This is a genomic window from Shinella kummerowiae, from assembly GCF_009827055.1.
GTDB lineage: Bacteria > Pseudomonadota > Alphaproteobacteria > Rhizobiales > Rhizobiaceae > Shinella > Shinella kummerowiae.
On record NZ_WUMK01000002.1, the window covers coordinates 582,557 to 602,500 of the forward strand.

General features: G+C 63.9%; 22 protein-coding genes. 14 read left to right on the top strand and 8 right to left on the bottom strand.

Annotated elements, in window-relative coordinates; genetic code table 11:
- Position 1 precedes the first annotated feature (1 nt).
- From GR138_RS07365 to deoA, 5 genes are read left to right on the top strand one after another with little or no spacing between them, the layout of a single operon-like run.
- Positions 2–973 carry an ABC transporter permease gene (locus GR138_RS07365; RefSeq protein WP_160857950.1) on the top strand — a complete coding sequence of 324 codons (972 nt, stop codon included), beginning with the start codon at positions 2–4 and terminating at the stop codon, positions 971–973.
- A 1-nt stretch (position 974) separates the two neighbouring features.
- Positions 975–1,367: a cytidine deaminase gene (locus tag GR138_RS07370; RefSeq protein ID WP_160857951.1), complete on the top strand. Its 393-nt coding sequence runs from the start codon at positions 975–977 to the stop codon at positions 1,365–1,367.
- A complete protein-coding gene (locus GR138_RS07375; protein ID WP_160857952.1) occupies positions 1,364–2,176 on the top strand; it encodes a purine-nucleoside phosphorylase in 813 nt (270 codons plus the stop codon). The genes GR138_RS07370 and GR138_RS07375 overlap by 4 nt, the downstream gene beginning before the upstream one ends.
- Complete coding sequence (gene deoC / locus GR138_RS07380; protein ID WP_160857953.1) at positions 2,169–2,927, top strand: deoxyribose-phosphate aldolase; 759 nt, start codon at positions 2,169–2,171, stop codon at positions 2,925–2,927. Before GR138_RS07375 ends, deoC begins: the two co-directional genes overlap by 8 nt.
- A complete protein-coding gene (deoA, locus tag GR138_RS07385) occupies positions 2,928–4,241 on the top strand; it encodes a thymidine phosphorylase (protein ID WP_160857954.1) in 1,314 nt (437 codons plus the stop codon).
- Here deoA and GR138_RS07390 read toward each other — a convergent pair.
- The 7 genes from GR138_RS07390 to GR138_RS07420 all read right to left on the bottom strand — a co-directional run bounded on the left by GR138_RS07390 (position 4,231) and on the right by GR138_RS07420 (position 9,676).
- Positions 4,231–4,767 carry a TIGR02281 family clan AA aspartic protease gene (locus GR138_RS07390; RefSeq protein WP_160857955.1) on the bottom strand — a complete coding sequence of 179 codons (537 nt, stop codon included), beginning with the start codon at positions 4,765–4,767 and terminating at the stop codon, positions 4,231–4,233. The two genes, deoA and GR138_RS07390, sit on opposite strands and share 11 nt — an antisense overlap.
- A gap of 124 nt (positions 4,768–4,891) precedes the next feature.
- Entirely contained in the window at positions 4,892–5,521 is a 630-nt protein-coding gene (gene upp / locus GR138_RS07395) for a uracil phosphoribosyltransferase (RefSeq protein WP_160857956.1), read from the bottom strand.
- 105 nt (positions 5,522–5,626) lie between these two features.
- On the bottom strand, positions 5,627–6,583 hold the full coding sequence (locus GR138_RS07400; RefSeq protein WP_202402565.1) for an adenosine deaminase: 957 nt from the start codon (positions 6,581–6,583) through the stop codon (positions 5,627–5,629).
- Between the two features lie 8 nt (positions 6,584–6,591).
- Complete coding sequence (locus GR138_RS07405) at positions 6,592–7,821, bottom strand: phosphopentomutase (RefSeq protein ID WP_160857958.1); 1,230 nt, start codon at positions 7,819–7,821, stop codon at positions 6,592–6,594.
- Between the two features lie 101 nt (positions 7,822–7,922).
- The gene (locus GR138_RS07410; protein WP_160857959.1) at positions 7,923–8,528 is read right to left on the bottom strand and encodes a TadE/TadG family type IV pilus assembly protein; all 606 of its coding nucleotides are present in this window, start codon (positions 8,526–8,528) and stop codon (positions 7,923–7,925) included.
- The gene (locus GR138_RS07415) at positions 8,528–9,139 is read right to left on the bottom strand and encodes a TadE/TadG family type IV pilus assembly protein (RefSeq protein ID WP_160857960.1); all 612 of its coding nucleotides are present in this window, start codon (positions 9,137–9,139) and stop codon (positions 8,528–8,530) included. Before GR138_RS07415 ends, GR138_RS07410 begins: the two co-directional genes overlap by 1 nt.
- Positions 9,140–9,262: 123 nt before the next feature.
- Positions 9,263–9,676 (bottom strand): pilus assembly protein N-terminal domain-containing protein, encoded by a 414-nt coding sequence (locus tag GR138_RS07420; protein ID WP_420853622.1) that lies wholly within the window; start codon positions 9,674–9,676, stop codon positions 9,263–9,265.
- Between the two features lie 332 nt (positions 9,677–10,008).
- Here GR138_RS07420 and GR138_RS07425 point away from each other — a divergent pair, with 332 nt between their 5' ends.
- From GR138_RS07425 to GR138_RS07465, 9 genes are all read left to right on the top strand, one after another.
- Complete coding sequence (locus GR138_RS07425) at positions 10,009–10,191, top strand: Flp family type IVb pilin (protein ID WP_160857961.1); 183 nt, start codon at positions 10,009–10,011, stop codon at positions 10,189–10,191.
- Between the two features lie 98 nt (positions 10,192–10,289).
- Positions 10,290–10,802: an A24 family peptidase gene (locus GR138_RS07430; protein WP_160857962.1), complete on the top strand. Its 513-nt coding sequence runs from the start codon at positions 10,290–10,292 to the stop codon at positions 10,800–10,802.
- 192 nt (positions 10,803–10,994) lie between these two features.
- Positions 10,995–11,804, top strand: a complete 810-nt coding sequence (gene cpaB / locus GR138_RS07435) for a Flp pilus assembly protein CpaB (protein ID WP_160857963.1) — start codon at positions 10,995–10,997, stop codon at positions 11,802–11,804.
- 22 nt (positions 11,805–11,826) lie between these two features.
- The gene (locus tag GR138_RS07440; RefSeq protein WP_160857964.1) at positions 11,827–13,365 is read left to right on the top strand and encodes a type II and III secretion system protein family protein; all 1,539 of its coding nucleotides are present in this window, start codon (positions 11,827–11,829) and stop codon (positions 13,363–13,365) included.
- A gap of 59 nt (positions 13,366–13,424) precedes the next feature.
- Entirely contained in the window at positions 13,425–14,096 is a 672-nt protein-coding gene (locus GR138_RS07445; protein WP_160857965.1) for a CpaD family pilus assembly protein, read from the top strand.
- A gap of 58 nt (positions 14,097–14,154) precedes the next feature.
- A complete protein-coding gene (locus GR138_RS07450; protein WP_160857966.1) occupies positions 14,155–15,438 on the top strand; it encodes a CpaE/TadZ family protein in 1,284 nt (427 codons plus the stop codon).
- Positions 15,439–15,465: 27 nt separating this feature from the next.
- Positions 15,466–16,938 (top strand): TadA family conjugal transfer-associated ATPase, encoded by a 1,473-nt coding sequence (locus tag GR138_RS07455; protein ID WP_160857967.1) that lies wholly within the window; start codon positions 15,466–15,468, stop codon positions 16,936–16,938.
- An 18-nt stretch (positions 16,939–16,956) separates the two neighbouring features.
- Positions 16,957–17,967: a type II secretion system F family protein gene (locus tag GR138_RS07460; RefSeq protein ID WP_160857968.1), complete on the top strand. Its 1,011-nt coding sequence runs from the start codon at positions 16,957–16,959 to the stop codon at positions 17,965–17,967.
- A gap of 67 nt (positions 17,968–18,034) precedes the next feature.
- Complete coding sequence (locus GR138_RS07465) at positions 18,035–18,961, top strand: type II secretion system F family protein (protein WP_160858107.1); 927 nt, start codon at positions 18,035–18,037, stop codon at positions 18,959–18,961.
- A 79-nt stretch (positions 18,962–19,040) separates the two neighbouring features.
- Here GR138_RS07465 and GR138_RS07470 read toward each other — a convergent pair whose 3' ends face one another.
- Entirely contained in the window at positions 19,041–19,856 is an 816-nt protein-coding gene (locus GR138_RS07470) for a tetratricopeptide repeat protein (RefSeq protein ID WP_160857969.1), read from the bottom strand.
- Positions 19,857–19,944 lie beyond the last annotated feature (88 nt).

A 19,944-nucleotide genomic window follows, 5' to 3' on the forward strand; every position in this document is an offset into this window, starting at 1 on the left:
CATGGATTTCTTTCAGGTCTTCATCGAACTCGCGCAGTCGACCGTCCGCGTCTCGACGCCGCTGATCCTTGCCGCGCTTGCCGGCCTCTTTACCGAACGCGCCGGCGTCTTCGACATCGGGCTCGAGGGCAAGATGCTGGGGGCGGCCTTCGCCGCCGGCACCGTCGCCTTCCTCACGCAGTCCGTGGCGATGGGCCTCGGGGCGGCCATCCTCGTCTCCGTGCTGCTCTCGCTGGTGCATGGCTACGCCTCGATCACCCAGCGCGGCAGCCAGATCGTCTCGGGCGTCGCCATCAACTTCGTCGTCGCCGGCTCGACCGTCATTCTCGGCGAAGCCTGGTTCCGCCAGGGCGGGCGCACGCCGGCCTTGATGGAAAGCGGCCGCTTCGGCACGATCAAGCTGCCCTTTGCCGATGCGTTGCGCGAGGTGCCGATCCTCGGGCCGCTTTATTCGAACCTGCTGTCCGGCCACTCGCCGCTCACCTATCTCGCCTTCCTGATGGTGCCGGCGAGCTGGTGGATCCTCTACCGCACGCGCTTCGGGCTGCGCCTGCGCGCTGTCGGCGAAAATCCGGGTGCGGTCGATACGGCCGGTATCTCGGTCATCTGGCTGCGCTACCGCGCCGTCATCTGCTGCGGCATCCTGTGCGGCATTGCCGGCGCCTATCTGTCGCTTGCGGCCAATGCCGGCTTCACCAAGGGCATGACGGCCGGCAAGGGTTACATCGCGCTCGCCGCCCTCATCTTCGCCAAGTGGCGGCCGAAGAACATTCTCTTCGCCTGCCTGCTCTTCGGCTTCCTCGATGCCTTCGCCATCCGCTACCAGGGTTACGCCTTCCCGCTGATCGGCAAGGTGCCGGTACAGCTCATGCAGGCACTGCCCTATATCCTGACGGTGATCCTGCTTGCAGGCTTCATCGGCAAGGCCATTCCGCCGAAGGCCGGCGGCGTGCCCTACGTCAAGGAGCGATAACATGTCTCACGACCTCTTCGAGGCAGCGCGCGCGGCGATGGCCTTCGCGCACGCCCCCTATTCCAAGTTCCCGGTGGGGGCGGCGATCCGCGCCGAGGACGGCAAGATCTATGCCGGTGCCAATATCGAGAACCTGTCGTTTCCGCAGGGCTGGTGCGCCGAGCCGACCGCGATCAGCCATATGATCATGGCCGGCAACAAGACAATCGTCGAGATGGCGGTGATTGCCGAGAAGCTGCCGCTCTGCCCGCCCTGCGGCGGCTGCCGGCAGAAGATCGCCGAATTCGCCACCGCAAAGACGCCGATCTATCTGTGCGACGAGACCGGCGTGAAGAAGACCATGACCATGGACGAACTGCTGCCGCACAGCTTTGCGACGGATGTACTCGGATGAGTGCCTCGACGACAGAACTGCTGCGCGCCCGCCTCGGCGGCGTGCTGCCACGCACCGGCATCGTGCTCGGCTCCGGCCTCGGCTCGCTGGTGGAGGCCATGCAGAATGCGCTGCGTATCCCCTATGCCGACCTGCCGAGTTTTCCGGTCAGCTCCGTCTCCGGCCATGCCGGTGAGCTGGTCATCGGTTATCTCGGCGCCGTTCCGGTCATCATGCTTTCCGGGCGCGTGCACTACTACGAGAGCGGCGATGCCAATGCCATGCGCACGCCGATCGAGGTGCTGAAGGGGCTCGGCGTCACCTCGCTGATCCTCACCAATTCGGCGGGGTCGCTGCGCGAGGACATGCCGCCCGGCTCGGTGATGCGGATTTCCGACCACATCAATTTCTCCGGCGCCAATCCGCTGATCGGCATCGACAGCGACGACCGCTTCGTCGGCATGACCAATGCCTATGACGCGGATCTCGCCGCCCGCATGGAGGCTGCCGCGCAAAAGCTCGGCATCCCGCTGCCATCAGGCGTCTACATGTGGTTCTCCGGCCCGAATTTCGAAACGCCGGCGGAAGTTCGCATGGCGCGCGTGTTCGGTGCGGATGCCGTTGGCATGTCGACCGTGCCGGAGGTGCTGATTGCCCGCCATCTCGGCCTCAAGGCCGCCGCCGCCTCCGTCATCACCAATTTCGGTGCCGGCATGACGGGCGGCGAACTCAGCCACCACGAAACCAAGGACATGGCCCCGATCGGCGGGAAGCGGCTCGCCGCCATCCTCGCCGAGATGATCGCGGGCGGAGGCAACGACCATGCATGACACGGCAAAACGGGCACTCTCGCTGCTCGACCTGACGGATCTTACCGATGACTGCGACGCAGCCGCGATCGAAAAGCTCTGCGCGCAAGCGCAGACGCCCTTCGGCACCACGGCCGCCATCTGCATCTGGCCGCGTTTCGTGGCGCAGGCGCGCGGCATTCTCGGCCCGGGTCATGCGGTGAAGATCGCGACCGTCGTCAACTTCCCGTCCGGCGATCTGGCGGTTGCCAATGTGCTGGCGGAAACCAAGCAGGCGATTGCCGACGGCGCCGACGAGATCGACCTCGTCATCCCCTACCGCGACTTCATTGCCGGCCACGAAGGGGCCGTGACGGACATGGTGAGTGCGGTCAAGGCCGTCTGCACGCCGCCGGTCATCCTCAAGACCATTCTGGAAACCGGCGAACTCAAGGACCCGGCATTGATCCGCGAGGCCTCCGACCTCGCCATTACCGCCGGCGCCGATTTCATCAAGACCTCGACCGGCAAGGTTTCCGTCAATGCCACCCTGCAGGCGGCCGAGATCATGCTGAATGCCATCAAGGCCAGCGGCAAGCCGGTCGGCTTCAAGCCGGCGGGGGGCGTGCGCACGGTGACGGATGCGGGCGAATATCTGGCACTGGCCGCCTCCATCCTCGGCGAAGGCTGGGCGACGCCCAAGACGTTCCGCTTCGGTGCCTCCGGCCTGCTGGGCGACATCCTGTCCGTGCTCGGCGGCCAGGCCGCGCCAGCGGCACCGGCGAGCTACTAAATGCTCCCGCAGGAGACGATCCGCCGCAAGCGCGGCGGCGAGCCCCTCAGCCGCGAGGAGATCACCCGCTTCATTGCCGGCGTGACGGACGGCAGCGTCTCCGAGGGACAGGTGGCGGCCTTTGCCATGGCCGTCTGGTTCAAGGGCATGGCGCGCGACGAGACCGTGGCGCTGACGCTTGCCATGCGCGATTCGGGCGACGTGCTCGACTGGTCGGACATCGACCGGCCGATCGCCGACAAACATTCGACCGGCGGCGTCGGCGACAATGTTTCGCTGATGCTGGCGCCGATCGCCGCGGCCTGCGGGCTTGCCGTGCCGATGATTTCCGGCCGCGGCCTTGGCCATACCGGCGGCACGCTGGACAAGCTGGAATCGATCCCCGGCTATACGATCATGCCGTCCGCCGATCTCTTCCGCCGCACGGTGAAGGACATCGGCTGCGCGATCATCGGCCAGACAACGGCCCTCGCGCCGGCCGACAAGCGCATCTACGCCATCCGCGACGTCACGGCGACGGTCGATTCCGTGCCGCTGATCACCGCCTCCATTCTCTCGAAAAAACTCGCCGCCGGCCTTCAATCGCTGGTGCTCGACGTGAAGGTCGGCAATGGCGCCTTCATGACGGATGCGGCCGAAGCCGAAACGCTGGCCCGCTCGCTGGTCGAGGTGGCGAATGGCGCCGGCGTGAAAACCTCCGCCCTCATCACCGACATGAACCAGCCGCTGGCGGACGCCGCCGGCAATGCCGTCGAGATCGCCAATTGCATCGCCTTCCTGAAGGGCGAGAAGGTCGGCACGCGGCTGGAGCGCATCGTGCTCGCCTTCGCGGCGGAGATGCTGGTGTTGTCCGGGCTGGAGAACGACATGGCCGCCGCCACGGCGAAAGCGGCGCGGGCGCTTGCCAGCGGTGCGGCGGCGGAAACCTTCGGCCGCATGGTCCACGCGCTGGGCGGCCCCGCCGACCTCATGGATCGGCCGGACGCTTATCTGGCCACGGCACCGGTTGTGCGCGCCGTTGTCGCCCCTGAAGCCGGCTATCTGGTTTCCTGCGATACGCGCGGCGTCGGCCTCGCCGTCATCGAGCTTGGCGGTGGCCGCAGCCGGCCGGACGATGCGATCGACCACCGCGTCGGCTTCGATCAGCTATCGCCTCTCGGAACGAAGGTGGAGAAGGGCGACGCGATCGGCCGCGTGCACGCGGCAAACGAGGCGGATGCGGCGCGCGGTGCGGAGCGGCTTGCCGGACTTTATGGCATCGCGCCGGAAGCGCCGATGCGCGTTTGCGATATTCTCACACGCATCAGCGTATGAGGTGCAGCTTACCGTCTTCGACCTTGTAGGACGACAGGCCCTTCAAGAAACTCATGCCGATCAGCGTGCCGGAGAGCGCCTTGTCCTCCAGCACCATGGCGCCGATATTTTCCAGGCGCACCGGGCCGATCTCGATCTTGTCGAGGCGGATATAGGCGGCCCGTGCCTTACCGTTAGCGGTATCGACGGCATAGCGGAAATCAAGCTCGGTCCTGGAAATACCAATGCGCTGTGCGGTCGAGACGTTGATGGCCACCATGCTGGCGCCGGTATCGACCATGCCCTTTTCCTTGCGGCCATTGATGGCGAAGAGGCCGGTGAAATGGCCGTTCGGATCGGCATCGATCACCGCGCCGCGATTGCCGGTGTAGCGTGCGCTGCCCTGCCCGGTCGGAACCGCCACGGTCTCGACCTTCGCAGCGGGCTTGTCACCCGTCGTTTCGAGATAACGCTTCGCAACGTCGGGTACGAAGGCGGCGGTGACGAGGACGGCACCGGCGACAAAGGCAAGGCTGCGGACGGACATGGACAGGTCTCCGAAAGATCTGTCCCGAAATAACACGCGCCCGGCTAACGGACGGCAAAAGGGGCGCTCGACGGCGCCCCTCTCCACGATCTTCGCTTGGCTTGGTGAACGCCCGGTTAACGGCTCACTTGGTGCCGTACATGCGGTCGCCGGCATCGCCGAGGCCGGGCACGATGTAGCCCTTCTCGTTGAGCTGGCGGTCGATGGAGGCGGTGTAGACCGGCACGTCCGGATGGTGGGCTCGGAAACTCTTGATGCCTTCCGGCGCGGCCAGCAGGCAGAGGAAGCGGATGTTCGTCGCACCACGGCTCTTCAGCGTGTCGATGGCGGCAATCGCCGAGTTGCCGGTCGCCAGCATCGGGTCGACGACGATGACGAGGCGTTCGTCGATACTATCGGGCGCCTTGAAGAAGTATTCGACGGCTTCCAGCGTTTCATGATCACGGTAGACGCCGATATGCGAGACGCGGGCCGACGGCACCAGTTCCAGCATGCCTTCGAGCAAGCCATTGCCGGCACGCAGGATGGAGGCGAAGACCAGCTTCTTGCCTTCCAGCACCGGTGCGTCGATTTCCTCAAGCGGCGTCTGGATGCGTTCGGTGGTCAGCTCCAGGTCGCGCGTGACCTCGTAACAGAGCAGCGTGGAAATCTCGCGCAGCAGGCGACGGAAACTGCCGGTCGACGTTTCCTTCTTGCGCATGATGGTCAGCTTGTGCTGCACGAGCGGGTGATCGATGACTGTGACGCCGTCCATGGCCAACCTTCCGAAATAAAGTGAACGTTCCTTTTTCCACGGAACGGCAGAGGGCCGCAAGAGAAGAGAGCCGGCCGCAGGCAACATCCCCAGCCGGCTTGCCCCTCAGAGAGCCGAAAACAGCCGCTGCCGCGTCGGTTCGTCGACGAAGGCCGCCTCGATGGCGGTGCGCGTCATGCCGAGAATGTCCGCGTCGCTGAAACCCATGACGGTCGAGGCAACCTCGTATTCGCGGGCAAGCGAGGTGTGGAAGAACGGCGGGTCGTCGGAATTGAGCGTGACACGCACGCCGGCCGCATGCAGGGCCCGCAGCGGGTGGCTTTGGAAATCCGGAAAGACGCTCAGCGCGACATTCGAGCCAGGGCAGACTTCGAGCACCACGCCTTCGTCGGCCAGCCGCTTCACCAGATCCGCATCCTCGATGGCGCGCACGCCATGGCTGATGCGCGAGGGACGCACATGGTCAAGCGCATCGCGCACGCTGAAGGCACCGGAAAGCTCGCCGGCATGGATGGTGATGCCGAGACCGGCATCGCGGGCAATGTCGAAGGCGCGGGTGAAATCGGCGACGCGATGCATCCGCTCCTCGCCGGCGAGATTGAAGCCTGATATCAGCGGATGCGGCCGGCGCGCGGCATATTCCGCCGCCTTCACCACCCGCTCCGGTCCGAAATGCCGGATGCCGACGATGAGCAGGCGCGTCTCGATGCCGGTCTTCGCTTTCGCCCGTTCGGCGCCCTCGGCGAGGCCGCGGACATAGGCATCCGCCCCGATGCCGACGGCGTCGCCCTGATCGGGCGAGACGATCAGCTCGCTGTAGATGGCGCCGGCTTCGGCGATCTCGGTGAGATAGGTTTCGGCGAGCAGCGCGTAATCCTCTTCCGTGCGGAAGAGATTGGCCGTCGCGTCGTAGCTTTGCACGAAACTCGTGAAATCCTGCCAGGCATAGGCACCATCGCGGATGAAGGCAGAGGTATCGATGCCATAGCGCGCGGCCTGCGCCAGGGCCAGGGCCGGCGGTGTCGCGCCCTCGATATGGCAGTGCAGCTCCGCCTTGGGCATGGTTTTCGTCACAAAAAGCTCCTTCCGTGCGGGCCTGGCGGGATGCCGAGATGGCGGGCGATGCTTTCACCGATGTCGGCGAAGGTTTTGCGGGTCTCGAGCAGACGCGAGCGGATGCCGGGGCCGAAGCTCAGGATCGGCACGCGCTCGCGCGTGTGGTCCGTGCCACGCCAGGTCGGGTCGCAACCATGATCGGCGGTGAGGATGACGATATCGCCGGGCTTCAGCTTGCGATCCACTTCCGGCAGGCGCCGGTCGAAGGCTTCCAATGCCGCGGCGTAGCCCGCGACGTCGCGGCGGTGGCCGTAGAGCATGTCGAAATCGACAAAATTGGTGAAGACGAGATCGCCGTCCTTCGCTTCGTCCATGACGGCGAGCGTCGCATCGAACAGCGCCATGTTGCCGTTCGCCTTGGTCAGCGTGCCGATGCCCTGATGGGCGAAAATATCGGCGATCTTGCCGACGGCATGCACCGTGCGGCCGGCCTCGGTCAACCGGTCGAGCAGGGTCGGCTCCGGTGGCAGCACCGAGTAGTCGCGGCGATTGCCGGTGCGCTCGAAGGTCTCCGGCGTCTCGCCGACGAAGGGCCGCGCGATGACCCGGCCGATGCGGCCACCCGGCCGATCGTCCAGGATCTTTCGCACGGTTTCGCAAAAGGCCAGCAGGCGATCGAGACCGAAATGCCCCTCATGCGCGGCGACCTGGAAGACGGAATCGGACGAGGTGTAGCAGATCGGCTTGCCGGTGCGGATATGGGCCTGGCCGTAGCGGGCGATGATATCCGTGCCGGACGCATGGCAATTGCCGAGGATGCCCGGCACATTGCCCTCCTTGCAGATCGCCTCGACGAGTTCGGGCTCGAAGGAACCGCCATCTGCGGGAAAATACCCCCAGTCGAAGGTCACGGGCGTGCCGGCGATCTCCCAGTGGCCGGACGGGGTGTCCTTGCCATAGGAGACTTCACTTGCCGCACCGTGATAGCCGAAGACGCGCGGCGGTACATCCATGCCCTCGGGGAAGCGGCCGGTGGCGGCGCGGGCGGCGTGCAGAAGACCCAGCGCCGACATGTTGGGAAGTTTCAGCGGCCCTTGCCTGAGGCCAGGCCGGTCGGCTGCGCCAGCCGCACAGAATTCGGCGATATGGCCAAGCGTATCGGCACCGAGATCGCCGAAGCCTGCCGCATCCGGCCCGCCGCCGATACCGAAGGAGTCGAGAACGAAGAGGAAGGCTCGCGCCATGGATCACCTGTCACATGTCGCCGAAACGGCGGACGGATTGCGTGACATGACACAGGCGAAGCGGCAGGTTCAAGCGAAATCGGCAAGCGCATGCGCGCGGCTCAGCAGCCCGAGCAAGTGATCTCCTTGCCCTTGCGCAGACCGAAGTAACTCGTCTTGGCAAGACGAAACGAGTTGAGCCTGGACGAGAGATTGGGCGCCATGAGCAATATCGTGTACGGCACAGACAGCTCCGTGCGCACGAAGAACAGGCTCTTGGCACCCTGAATGTTGCTCGGCAGGACCACGGTCGCCCCCTTGGCATAGGGCTGTCCCTTGGCCTGATCCCGCGACCAGGCGACGGTTGCCTTCCCATCCTTGTCGACGGCAACGCCGGTGATCTTCAGCGTATATCCCTCGGTCTGCTGGAAGGGGGCGATCACGCGCTTGGTGACCTCTTTCATGGTGTCCAGTGTGTCGGCGGTCGTTGCGGTGTCCTGCGTCAACAGGTCGGAGACCGTGCTGGCCGCGCGGCTGACCTTGCTCGACATGTTGATGCCGACGGAAATCTCGAAGGCACTGACATAGGCCATGATTAGAAGCGGTGCGACGATCGCGAATTCGATGGCGCCCGCACCGCGCCGGTCCCGCCCGAGGCGGTGTAGCAGGCTGCGTCCCTGCAGGGCCACCTTCTTGCCGGCGAGCACAGGCGAAAAGACCGTACGCATCACGGATAGTCCTCGTTCTGGATAACGGCTGTCGAGACCATCAGGTAATTCTGCTTGCTACCGTCGGCGGATTTGACGGTCGAGAGGTAGGGACGGATGACGTCCGTGACGATGTCCCAGCGGTAGTAGGCGCGCACGATGTTGATCGACTTCTTGCCGCCCGGGGCAAACTTGAAATCGGTCGTGTTGAGGTCCTTGCCCGTCAAGGGAACCGATTTCGGAATTTCCGCAAACGTCTTGAAGCTGCGCACATCCAGCCAGAGCTTGTTGGGCGCCGCCAGCTCCGCCGCCGAGCACTTCAGCATGATGGCGATTTCCTGGCAGAAGGCGGCGCGGAACTGCCCCGCGGTCTTGTCGGTGTCGGCCCTGCCCAAATTGTAGGTGATCTCGCCGGTGCGGATCTTGCGCGCCATGGTATCGGTCGCATTGGCAAGAAGCTGCTCGGCGGAAAAGGCGACGAACGTTTCGATCGAGGCGAAAACGATCAGGAAGAACGGCAACGTGAGAATGGTGAATTCGATCGCCGTCGCGCCGTCGCGGCGAGCGAAGAAGCGACCGATCAGACCCTTCATCGGCCGTCGGCGAGTTGTTGTGTCTTGATCGAGCGACATCGCGATCCGTTCCCAAATGCTGGACACGGCGAGAGTAGGCGGTAGACCGTTTATTTTTCGTGTGCGCGAAGCCGAATATTTGAACTGTTTCTCATATTCGGACGATCGAGGCGAAACAGGTCGTCAGCCGCCGGTGTCGGCGCGCGTGGAATGTTCCTCGCAGTTCGGCGTGCAGGACAGCACGGACCTGTCCGTCTGCCGGAAGACACGCACCGTGTTGCCTTCGTCGATCGACACCAGGATACGCTCGTCGACGATCGCGTTTCCATCGGCATCGAGAAGAACCAGATTGGTCGTTCCGAAACTGCGGCCCGTCAGGACGATCGTGCGCGCATCGGCAACCGTTGCATCCGCGACCTTGGCATTGCCGATGATAACCTTGCTGACGGGGCGATCGAGACGCAGCACACGGGCATGATCCATGTAGACGCGCATCAGTGGCTCTTCGGCCATGGCGCCGACGGCCGTCGCACCCACCACGACTGCGGCAGTGGCAAACCTCATCGCACCCTTAACGAAGGTCCAGTCGCGTCCCATAAACACTCATCCCGGCAAACAATCACCAACAGCATCGCCGGGAATGGTGAATGAAGCTTTAAGGCACTCGCTCACATTGCAGATTTCTCCGCGACAGCCGAAACACCCTGAATGGCCCGTTCCGTCCGGCAGCCAGGAAAGTACGCGCGAAACGCGCGCGCGTAAGGCGATTTACCTCTTGTTGACCATACATCCGGTAGGTTGGCGTTAGGGCTGCATTAACCCATTTCCTTAAGCCGATGGAAATCGACTGCCTGTAGGTTGCATTCATCCGAACAACGGAAACAGTTGGCGGACGTGCTGAACCAACATCGTGGAGCTAGGAGAATACCATGACCAAGATTTTCGCTCGCCTTATGAAGGACGAATCTGGCGCAACCGCCATCGAATACGGCCTGATCGCCGCCCTGATTTCCGTTGCCCTCATCAGCGGTGCAACCGCCCTCGGCAAGGGCCTGAACGCTCAGTTCAACTTCCTGAACACCAAGCTCTCGGGCTCGCAGAACCCGACGTAAGCTCAGGGACAGGATTTCCTGACAATGAAGCCGCCATCCTTCGGAAGGCGGCTTCATCATTCGGGGCACCGCCAGAACAACCACCGGAGGCAATCGGCATGACGCAGGCTCTGATTTTCGTGGTCTTCCCGCTGTGCCTGGCGCTCGCCGCCTTCACCGATCTGTTCACGATGACGATCCCGAACCGCGTGCCGGCGATCCTTCTCGCCGCCTTTGTCATCGTTGCCCCGCTTGCCGGCCTCAGCCTGACCGATATCGGCCTGCATCTGGCCGCAGGCCTTCTCGTCTTCGCCGCCTGCTTTGCCCTCTTCGCCTTCAACATCATGGGCGGTGGTGATGCCAAGCTTTTGACCGCCAGCGCCGTCTGGTTCGGCCTTTCGATGTCGCTGTTCGATTTTCTCATCTGTGTTTCTTTCTTCGGCGGCATGCTGACGCTCGGCATCCTCGCGCTGCGTTCGAACGCGAACGTCATCCTCGCCTCGCGCCTGCCCGTGCCGAACCACCTGCTGGAAGGCGGGAAAGTGCCCTACGGCATCGCGATCGGCGCAGCAGCCTTCGCCACCTATGCTTCGTCTCCCCTCATGATGGCCGCTCTCGGCAAACTGGGCTGAACCCAGTCACCAGCCGCTGAATTGCTCTTTTAGAACGCCCGCCGATGCGTGATCGCGTCCGGCGGCTTCCTGCGTTTCACGCGCATGGCGAAACCTGGCGTTAACCATGACCGTAAGGTGGTTATTAACCATAATTACACCATTGCCGGTCAATGTGGGCGGATAGAAGAGTCCGCAGTCCAGGGAACCCACATGAAACCGGCGCGAATCATTATTCTGGCAGTGGCCGTCGTCTCGGCTGGCGTTGCGGGCCTGCTGGCCCTGCAGCTCGCCAGCGGTGGCCCCACGATCATCCAGTCGGATCCCGTGGTGGAGCGCGAGCCGACCATCAACGTTCTGGTTGCCAAGGAAAGCCTGCCTGTGGGCGCGCGGCTCAATCCCGATATCATGGCCTGGGCCGCCTGGCCGGAGGGCTCGGTCGTTGAAGGCTTCATCACCGACCAGAACCGGCCCGACGCCTTGGAAAGCCTCGATGGCGCGATTGCCCGCATGCCGATCTTCAACGGTGAACCAATCCGACAGGAAAAGATCGCCGATTCGAGCAACCGCATCATGTCATCGCTTCTGCCGTCCGGCAAACGTGCGGTCGCGACGGAAATCTCCGTGGCGACCGGCGCCGGCGGCTTCATCCTGCCGAACGACCGTGTCGACGTGATCATGGTGCGCAAGAGCGAGACCAATTCCTATCTCACCGAAACCGTGCTCACCAATGTTCGCGTCTTGGCGATCGACCAGCAGATCCAGGAAAATCCGGATGGGTCCAAATCGGCCGTCGGCACCACCGCCACGCTGGAGCTGACGCCGGACCAGACCAAGGTGATCACCGTTGCACAGCAGATGGCCGAGCGGCTCTCGCTGGCGCTGCGCAGCGTCGCGGATGCACAGGAGGCCGACACAGGCGCTGCCGACTATCTGTTGAGTGGTAGCGACGGCATGCCGCTGGTCCAGGTGATCAAGACCGGCGAAATCGTTAACGGCGGCACATCCGCAGCCCAGAAGTGACCAGGAGCTGACCGTGTTTGCAATGACCAAAACTTTTCGGGCCTCTGTCGCCGGCGGATTGAGCTTCTGCCTGGCGTTTTCGGGCATGCCCGCAACCCTCGTCGGCGGGACCGCCGTAACGCCCGCCGAAGCGGCGACAGCCTCCATCATCCGCATCGACGACAGCGGTCCGGGTGCGCGCAAGTCCGTCAAGCTCGGCCTCAACAAGGCGATCGTCGTCGACCTGCCGACCGACGCGCACGACATCCTGGTCGCCGATCCGGGCAAGGCGGATGCCGTGACGCGGACTTCGCGGCGCATCTACCTGTTCGGCAAGGAAGTGGGCCAGACCAACATCTTCGTCTTCGGGCCGAATGGCGAGGAGATCGTCAGCATCGACCTCAATGTCGAACGCGACATCGACGGCCTGCAGGCCAATCTTCGGCGCTTCATTCCCGATTCCGATATCCAGGTCGAAATCATCTCCGACAATATCGTGCTGAACGGCACCGTGCGCACGCCGCAGGATTCCGCTCAGGCCGTGCGACTGGCGGAAATCTTCCTGAAAGGCGGTGAGGCGACGACCCGCAACATCACCGCACAGGGCAACAACGGCGATGCGGCGATCTTCGGCGAAGTGCGCCAGCGCTCACAAGTCGTCAACATGCTGAAGATCGACGGCGAAGACCAGGTCACGCTGAAGGTCACGGTCGCCGAGGTCAGCCGTCAGGTGCTGAAGCAGCTGGGCTTTAATGGCTCGGTCCGCGGGTCTGACGGGGGCATTTCGTTTCGCAACCCGACCAACCTTGGCGGTGCGGCCGACTGGTTCTCAAGCGGAAGCCTCGGTGGAGCCGTGGGCGGGTTGAACATTGCAAGCAATATGAGCGCAATGGAACAGGCCGGCGTCATGCGCACGCTTGCCGAACCAAGCCTGACGGCCATCTCCGGCGAAGAAGCCCGTTTCTATGTTGGCGGTGAATTTCGCATGCCGACGGAACAATCCATCGATGCTGACGAGGAAACCGGTCAACGGACTGTCAGCCGGACACTCACCGAAGTCGAATATGGTATCCGGCTGAATTTCCGCCCAGTCGTGCTGTCGCCCGGCCGGATCAGCCTGCGCATCGAGACGGAGGTTTCCGAGCCGACTTTCGAAGGTTCGACCGCGACGATTGCTCACAACGACATCCCCGGCCTGACCGTGCTCGGCATTCGCCGGCGTGAGGCGACGACGAGCGTCGAGCTGCCTTCGGGCGGCTCCATCGTCATCGCCGGTCTTGTCAAGGATGACATCCGCCAGGCCATGTCCGGCCTGCCGGGCCTGTCGAAAATCCCGATCTTCGGCACGCTCTTCCGCTCGAAGGATTTCATACGCAACGAGACCGAAATGGTCATCATCGCGACACCCTATCTGGTGCGCCCGGTTGCACGTAGCGCAATTTCCCGCCCGGACGACAATTTCAACGCGACGAACGATGCCGCGAGCTTCTTCCTCGGCAAGGTCAACAAGATCTACGGCCGCAAGGAAGAGGCAATGCCCTCGGGCAACTACCACGGCTCCATCGGCTTCATCTACAAATGACGGGGAGAGAGATGCGCGACACGAACAGCCATATGCCCCTCCCCGCAAGGATGCGCTTCATGCACACGATCCTGCCGGCACGCGCCACATTCGCCGCGCTGCTCGCCCTTTCCGCTGCAGCCCTTTCGGGTTGCGGCACCAATCCGGACAAGAACGCGACCGGCTCTATTCCGGACGACTATCGCACGCGCCATCCGATCGTGCTGACGGAAACCGCCCAGACGATGGATCTTCCCATCGCCACCGGCGACCGGCAGCTGACCTTCGCGATGCGTGACAATATCCGCGGCTTCGCCGCCGACCGCGCCGCCAAGTCGACCGGCGCCGTCCAGATCATGCTGCCGCGCGGCTCGGCCAATGCGGCAACCGCGAATTATCTGCGCAAGGACATCCGCGCGACCCTGACGGCCGCCGGCATCAAGCGCGACCGGCTGATCGAAACGAGCTATGATGCGAGCGGCTACGGCGATGCCGCGCCGGTGCGCCTCGTCTTCTTCGCCATCACGGCGAAGGCCGGTCCCTGCGGCGCCTGGCCGGAAGACCTGGTCGCGAACACCATGGAAAACCGCAACTATCACAATTTCGGCTGCGCCACGCAGGCCAACCTTGCCGCCCAGGTGGCAAACCCGATGGACCTCGTCCAGCCGCGCGGCATGACGCCGATCGACGCGGAGCAGCGCACCGTCGTGATCCAGGACTACCGTGAGAACGGGCAGCCGCCGCTACGATGAACGACATTGAAAAGCAGCTATCCATCCGGTCCGCCGGGCACCAGCAACGGACATGACGATGAGCACGATCAACTACACCATTGAGCGGCCCGCCGAGGACCAAATGGACGAGGCTGTGCGGCCGACCGAGCTTGAGGCCGTGCGTCCGCTGCCGCGCATCTCCGTGCATGCCTTCTGCGAAAGCGAGGCGATGCTGCGCACCATGGAACGCTGCGGCCAGGACCGCCGCATGTCCAAGGCAAGCCTTCGCATATCGAGCGCAAGCATCGCGGCTGCCGCCAACATGTTCGCCTCCGCGCCGACCCCGAACCTGCTGATCCTCGAGACCTCGACGGAGCCACACGGCATCATGGAGGAGCTGGCCCCGCTCGCCGAGGTCTGCGATCCGAGCACCAAGGTCGTCATCGTCGGCCGTTACAACGACATCCCGCTTTACCGCGACCTCATCCGCAACGGCATCTCCGAATATATGGTCGGCCCCGTCGGCATGGCCGAGGTGCTGAACGCCATGGCCGCGATCTTCGTCGATCCGGATGCCGAGCCGCTCGGCCGCACCGTCGCCTTCATCGGCGCCAAGGGCGGTTGCGGCTCCTCGACGATCGCCCACAATTGCGCCTTCGACATTTCCAACCTGTTCCAGACCGAGGTCATCCTCGCCGATCTCGACCTGCCCTACGGCACTGCCAATATCGACTTCGACCAGGACCCGCCGCAGGGCATTTCCGAGGCGATCTATGCGCCGGATCGGCTCGACGAGGTGTTTCTCGACCGCCTGCTGACGAAGTGCTCCGATCATCTCTCGTTGCTTGCGGCGCCCTCCATGCTCGACCGGGCCTACGATCTCGAGCGCGGCTCGTTCCAGCCGATTATCGAGGTGCTGCAGCGTAGCGCGCCGGTGTCGGTGCTCGACGTGCCGCACGCCTGGTCGGAATGGACGCGCACGCTGCTGTCCGAGGTGGACGAGCTGATCATCACCGCGACGCCCGACCTCGCCAACCTGCGCAACGCGAAGAACATGCTCGACGCGCTGAAGAAGCTGCGGCCAAACGACAAGCCGCCGCATCTGGTGCTCAACCAGGTCGGCATGCCGAAGCGGCCGGAAATCTCGCCCAACGATTTCTGCGAACCGCTCGGCATCGAGCCGGTCGCAATCATCCCCTTCGACGCGCAGCTCTTCGGCACGGCGGCCAACAGCGGCCGCATGATCGCGGAGATGGATCGCAAGTCGCCGACGGCGGAAACCTTCTCGCAGCTCGCCCATATCGTGACGGGCCGCGCGACGATCAAGAAACCCAAGAAGGCCGGCCTCGGCAAGATGCTGGGGCTGCTCGGGCGCAAGTAAGCGACGCAACAGACTGGATGAAGTGGCATGTTCGGCAAACGCGGCAATGAAGGTTCCGGCAAGAGCGGCATGGGTCAGGCGACCCCGGCCGTGCATGCGGCCGCCTCGACCCTGACGGCAGAACGGCCGGTCGCCAAGGCGCCCAGCGCGCAACCCGTTTTCGAGCCCGCGCCTCCGCCGGTCGCGGCACCGGCCGCCCAGGCCCGCCGGCGCACGCCCCGCACGGAAGACTATTACGACACGAAGAGCCAGGTCTTCTCCGCGCTCATCGACACGATCGACCTGTCGCAGCTCGCCAAGCTCGATACCGAGAGCGCGCGCGAAGAAATCCGCGATATCGTCAACGACATCATCACGATCAAGAACTTCGCGATGTCGATCTCCGAGCAGGAAGAACTGCTCGACGACATCTGCAACGACGTTCTCGGCTACGGCCCGCTGGAGCCGCTGCTCGCCCGCGACGACATCGCCGACATCATGGTGAACGGTGCCGGCAAGACCTATATCGAAGTGGCCGGCAAGGTGCAGGAATCGGAAATCCGCTTCCGCGACAATGCGCAGCTTCTCTCCATCTGCCAGCGCATCGTCAGCCAGGTCGGCCGCCGCGTCGACGAATCGAGCCCGATCTGCGACGCGCGCCTGCCGGACGGCTCGCGTGTCAACGTCATCGCTCCGCCGCTCGCCATCGACGGCACCGCACTCACCATCCGTAAATTCAAGAAGGACAAGCTGACGCTCGACCAGCTGGTCCGGTTCGGCTCCATCACGCCGGAAGGCGCGGCCCTGCTGCAGATCATCGGCCGGGTGCGCTGCAACCTCGTCATTTCCGGCGGTACCGGCTCGGGCAAGACGACATTGCTCAACTGCCTGACCAACTATATCGACCGCGACGAGCGCGTCATCACCTGCGAAGACTCGGCCGAACTCCAGCTGCAGCAGCCGCATGTGGTGCGCCTCGAAACCCGCCCGCCGAACATCGAAGGCGAAGGCGAGATCACCATGCGCGATCTCATCAAGAACTGCCTGCGTATGCGCCCCGAACGCATCATCGTCGGCGAAGTGCGCGGGCCGGAAGTGTTCGACCTGCTCCAGGCGATGAACACCGGCCATGACGGCTCGATGGGCACGATCCACGCCAACACGCCGCGCGAATGCCTGAGCCGTATGGAATCGATGATCGCCATGGGCGGCTATACGCTGCCGGCCAAGACGGTGCGCGAAATCATCGCCGGCTCCATCGACGTGATCATCCAGGCCTCGCGCCTGCGCGACGGCTCGCGCCGCATCACCCACATCACCGAAGTGGTCGGCATGGAAGGCGACGTCATCGTCACCCAGGACCTGATGCGCTTCGAAATGGAAGGCGAGGATGCCAACGGCCGCATCCTCGGCAAGCACAAGGGCACCGGCATCGGCAAGCCGCACTTCTGGGACCGCGCGCGATATTTCAACGAGGACAAGCGCCTGGCGGCCACGCTCGACGCAATGGAAAAGCCGTAAGGGGCAGGCGGGGCGCGGATGTTCGGACTGGATATCACCATCGTGGCGATCTTCGCATTGGCGGCGCTCTCCACCGCGGGCCTTGCCTATGGCGTTCTGTTCTCGCGCATCGAGGCCCAGAAGAAGACGGAAAGCCGCGTGCGGCGGGTGCAGGCGGCGGAAACCGACCAGTCCAAGGCCAAGGCCGCGCGCGACCGCATGCAGGAAATGTCGAAGCGCCGCAAATCGGTGCAGGATTCGCTGAAGGATCTCGAAAAGAAGCAGCAGGACCAGACCAAGCGAGCCGCCACATCGCTGAAGGCGAAACTCGGCCAGGCAGGCCTGTCGATCAGTGTCGGGCAATTCTACCTGTTCAGCGCCCTGTTCGGCCTGTTTACCCTCGTGCTCAGCTTTCTCGCCGGGGGCGACATCCTCGTCTGCCTGGGCGTCGCCTTCATCGCAGCGCTTGGTTTTCCCCGCTGGGTCGTGGGCTTCCTGGTCAAGCGGCGGCTGAACAAGTTCCTGGAAGAATTCCCCAACTCGCTGGACGTGATGGTTCGCTCCATCAAGTCCGGCCTGCCACTGACGGACGCGCTGCGCCTGATCGCCGCGGAGGGCCAGGAGCCCGTGAAGACGGAGTTCCGGCGGATCGTGGAATCCCAGCAGGTCGGTCTCAGCGTGCCGGAGGCCTGCGCGCGCATGTTCACCAGCATTCCGCTGCAGGAGGTGAATTTCTTCGCCATCGTCATCGCCATCCAGAGCCAGGCGGGCGGCAACCTTTCCGAAGCGCTCGGCAACCTTTCCCGCGTGCTGCGCGAGCGGCGCAAGATGCGCGCCAAGGTCAACGCGCTGTCGATGGAAGCGAAGGCCTCGGCCGCGATCATCGGCGCGCTGCCCTTCATCGTCGCCTCCCTCGTCTACCTTACCTCGCCCGACTACATCATGATCCTGTTCACGGATTCGCGCGGCCATCTCATCCTCGGCCTGTCGGCCGTCTGGATGTCCATCGGCATCCTCGTCATGCGCAACATGATCAACTTCGACATCTAGGGGGTCACGCGTGTCCGATCTCGTTGCTACGCTCACAGACCCGACCATCCTGCTGCCGGCCTTCGTGATGGTCGCGGTTCTCGCGACCTTCTACACGCTGGCCGCCCCCTATTTCGACCGCAGCGACCTCGACAAGCGCATGAAGTCCGTCTCGCTCGAACGCGAGCAGATGCGGGCGCGCGAACGGGCGCGCCTGAATGCCGAGGGCGTGCAGAGCAAGGCATCGCTGCGCGCGCAGCACAATGTCTCGGTGCGCCGCGTCGTCGACCGGCTTAACCTGCGCGAGGCGCTGGTCGATGCCAACACGATGAACCGGTTGCGCCAGGCCGGCTATCGCTCCCAGAACGCGCTCAACGTCTTCCTTTTCGCGCGTTTCGTGCTGCCCTTCATCTTTCTCGCCGTCGGCGTCTTCTACATCTTCTATCTCGGCTTTCTCGCCGACAAACCGTTCCCGATGCGGGTTCTGGCGACGGTCGTCATCGCCTATATCGGCTTCTACGCCCCGAACATCTTCGTCTCCAACCAGGTGACCAAGCGGCAGAAATCGATCCGCCGCGCCTGGCCCGATGCGCTCGACCTCATGCTGATCTGCGTGGAATCGGGTATTTCCATCGAAGTCGCCTTCAAGCGCGTGGCCGACGAAATCGCCATGGCGTCGCCGGAACTTGCCGAAGAACTGGTGCTGACGACGGCGGAACTCTCCTTCCTTCAGGAGCGGCGCGCGGCCTATGAAAACCTCGGCACGCGCATCGGCCTCGACACGGTCAAATCCGTCACCCAGGCGCTTATCCAGGCGGAACGTTATGGCACGCCGCTCGCCCAGGCGCTGCGCGTGCTCGCACAGGAATGCCGCGACCAGCGCATGAACGAGGCGGAAAAGAAGGCGGCCGCCCTGCCGCCGAAGCTCACCGTGCCGATGATCCTGTTCTTCCTGCCCGTACTGGTCGCCGTCATTCTCGGCCCGGCCGGCATCCAGGTCTCGGACCGGTTCTGATCCAACCAGCGCAAAAAAGAAAAAGCCCCGGTCGAAACTATCGACCGGGGCTGAGTTTGTGCTTGGGAGGCACGTTGGGTCAGTTCGTGTTGCCACCGTCGTCGGCGGCAAGCTTCTTCCAGGAATTCTGTTGCGTCAGCATGGAGCGCAGATAGGTAACGTTCGCCTCGGCCTGTTCGGCGGTCAGTTCCTGCCGGGCGATAGTTTCCGCCTCCTGGAAACGGCCCTGCAGGCCGACCGCAAGCGCAAGGTTCTGGCGCACGCTGCTGTCCGCGCCCGGCTGGGCTGCGGCGTTGCGCAGATAGGTCTCGGCGGTTTTCAGATCCCTGGCCAGCAGGTAGGACATGCCGAGATTGGACAGGACCGAGGATTCATTCGGATTGATTTCGAGTGCTTCGCGGTAGCGCTGGCGGGCATCGCCGGCGCGGCCGAGCTGATCAAGGATCGCGCCTTCCGCCGATTTCAACCGCCAGTCCGGCCGGTCCGGGGTCTGGGCGCGCAGGATGGTGTTCAGCGCCTGCTCGAGCTGGCCCGCGGCCGCCTGTGCCTTGCCGTAGGCGGCAAGCACCGAGCGATCGCTCGGGTTATTGATGGCCACCTGCTGCATGACGGCGAGCGCCTGGTCGTTGCGCCCGTTCATGCGCAAGACGTTGGCATAGTTCATGCCGATCGCCCGGTCCTTCGGGTTCTTCTCGTAGGCGCGGCCCATCGTCTCCGCCGCGCCGCGCAGCTCCGTCGCATTCATAGCGTCGACCGGCTTCGACATTTTCGGAATGGAGCCGGTGGTGAGGTTGCTCTTGCCCGCACAGCCCGTCGCGGCAATGGCGATCACGACAAAGGCGGCGCCGCGCAAGAACGTCGACCGAAGCGATGAATGTGTGACGGAAGCGGCCATGTTGTGTCCCCGAAGCGATTTCCGCGTGCCGCGGCGGTTAAGGAATCACGCCGCAATCTCCGCTCAAGCAATAATCTGTTAACCCTAA